This window comes from Methanobrevibacter sp. (assembly GCF_045577275.1).
Lineage (GTDB): Archaea > Methanobacteriota > Methanobacteria > Methanobacteriales > Methanobacteriaceae > Methanobrevibacter.
In genome coordinates this window covers 1-2294 of record NZ_JAZNIB010000205.1, presented here as the reverse complement: position 1 = coordinate 2294, position 2294 = coordinate 1, and the positions used below count along the sequence as shown (strand labels likewise).

At 32.2% G+C, this 2294-nt stretch carries 4 protein-coding genes; all 4 read left to right on the top strand.

The window, feature by feature from the left end:
- Positions 1 to 111 precede the first annotated feature (111 nt).
- Positions 112 to 288 carry a hypothetical protein gene (locus ACKI67_RS06005; RefSeq protein ID WP_407462533.1) on the top strand — a complete coding sequence of 59 codons (177 nt, stop codon included), beginning with the start codon at positions 112 to 114 and terminating at the stop codon, positions 286 to 288.
- Between the two features lie 54 nt (positions 289 to 342).
- A complete protein-coding gene (locus tag ACKI67_RS06000; RefSeq protein WP_407462534.1) occupies positions 343 to 825 on the top strand; it encodes an RNA-binding protein in 483 nt (160 codons plus the stop codon).
- Between the two features lie 117 nt (positions 826 to 942).
- Positions 943 to 1647: a 2-amino-5-formylamino-6-ribosylaminopyrimidin-4(3H)-one 5'-monophosphate deformylase gene (gene arfB, locus ACKI67_RS05995; RefSeq protein ID WP_407462531.1), complete on the top strand. Its 705-nt coding sequence runs from the start codon at positions 943 to 945 to the stop codon at positions 1645 to 1647.
- 26 nt (positions 1648 to 1673) lie between these two features.
- On the top strand, positions 1674 to 2063 hold the full coding sequence (gene tsaA / locus ACKI67_RS05990; protein WP_407462530.1) for a tRNA (N6-threonylcarbamoyladenosine(37)-N6)-methyltransferase TrmO: 390 nt from the start codon (positions 1674 to 1676) through the stop codon (positions 2061 to 2063).
- Positions 2064 to 2294 lie beyond the last annotated feature (231 nt).

The following is a 2294-nucleotide window of genomic DNA, read 5'->3' as shown; positions in this document are numbered from 1 at the left end:
AATTCTAAGAGCATTGCAAAATGCTCTTTTTCGTGTTATAATCATATATAGTTTTTTTATAATAACCGTTTACAGTAAATAATTTACAGAAAACGAGGAGGAAAAGCTTATATGAACGGCAACACTCTTATTCTTGATTCTTTTTGGGTAGACAATAAACCTTTTCCAACTGCACTATCTCCAAATTATAGTGATGGCAGGGCCTTTAGCGACTATTATCCAGGTTCAGCACGGTATTTAGGTTGGATGGATTTAGTTCTCCTAAAAAATATTATTAAAAAGAAGTAAAATATTATTAAAATAAAGAACATATTATATTTAAGAATTAAAAAAATTCAGGTGCTGATTTTGAAAATTAAGAAAAGATATTTTTTAAAGAAAAAGAAAGTTAAGGAAATCAAACAGGAACTTGGAGACTATGGATCCTTTATTAACAACAAAGACACTCTCGAAATGTTGGAAGCAGAAGATTATGACTTTATTTTGGTTAATGGAGAACCTTATATCATCATGATCAATGAAAAGCCATATCCTACATTGAAGGCTGCTTTGAATCTTGAATTGGACAGTAAGGTGGTTGTTGTCGATATGGGTGCTGTCAGGTTTGTAACCAAAGGTGCAGACGTAATGAGTCCAGGAATTGTTGATGCAGATGACTCAATTGTTGAAGGGGATATTGTAATAATTGTTGAAGAGACCCATAATAAGCCTTTAGCTATGGGAATCAGTTTGATATCCGGTCCTGAAATGGTTGACAATTCTGAAGGAAAAGCCATTAAGTCACTCCACTATGTTGGAGATGCTATCTGGAATCTAGAAGTATAATTTTTATATTTTTGTTTTAAGTTTTGTGATTTTAATTTATTATTTTATTTATTTTTTTAAGTTATTTTTTTAATTAATTTTCTATTTATATGTTTCAAATAATAATTTAGTGATAATATGGTCAAATTAAGATTAGATGCAGGAAATGTTAAGAATCCCAATGTTCATAAGATAGGAATAATCGCACTTGGTTCCCATCTTGAAAATCATGGTCCTGCCCTTCCTATAGACACTGATGCTAAGATAGCTTCATACATTGCTTTTCAAGCTGCTTTGGAAAGTGGGGCCAAATATCTTGGAGTCATTTATCCGGCTCATGAGATAAAGGAGATAAACCATGGAATACATGTCTCACTGGAAGATTTAACAAAGGAAATCGTAAAGGTATTGAAATCAGCAAAGAAGTATTTGGGAATCAGCAGTGTAGTCATTGTAAATGGACATGGAGGCAATTTGCCAATTGTAACATGCCTGTATGATATAGAGGAACAAACTGATTTGCTCATTACACTTAACAGCAAAATCATTGAGTCTGAAGGGCCTCATGGAGGTTCCGGTGAATTGTCCATGGGAAAGGTATTGGGCATAATTGATGAGAGTGAAGTGGAAAATCAGACTGATTTAAGTAGATATGGGGAAGTTGGTCTATCTATGTTTACTCAAGCAAGGCTAAATGATCCAAACATTGAAGAAGGTGCAATGGACGTTCAAGAAAATGGTGTTTATGTTGATGAAGTTTATGGAAATGAACTGTTAAAGTTAGCAATCAACTCCGTCTTGTTGGATGTTGAAAAGCAGTTGGATTCCCACTATGGATATTGATGGAAATGAAGATGTGAGTTGATCATATGGATGAAATAATTTTCAAACCGATTGGATATATCAAGTCTCCCTATGAGGATGTTCATGATATGCCTAAAGCTCCTAGGGAATCTGGGGATCTTGTTGCCGAGATGATTATCGATGAGCAATATTTGGAAAGCATGTCTAGCATGGAAGCTGGTGAGGAATACATGGTCTTGTTTTATTTCCATAAGTCAAAAGGGTTTAAGCAAAGAGTTCCCTTTAGAGGAGATGGCCCTATAAAAGGTTTGTTTTCAACCCATGCACCAAATAGGCCAAATCCTATTGGCGTTTCCACAATAAAAATAGAAGAGATTGATGGAAATGTAATTAGGTTTAAGGGAGTTGACATGTTGAATGGAACTCCTGTATTGGACATAAAGGATATCATTTAATTGCATTCTTTTATTTATTTGCCTTTTTATCTTTTTTATTTTCATTTCTTTTTTTATCTTTTTATCTTATTCTTTTTTTATTTCAAGATTTATTGATTTTTTATTATCCTTTTTTCCATAATACTAATTTTTATTTATTATTACTGGGAAATATCCTTAAATATTACTTATTTTATTGATTTAAGTACAAACATTTATATATTATTTAAAATATATTATATATTAATATTA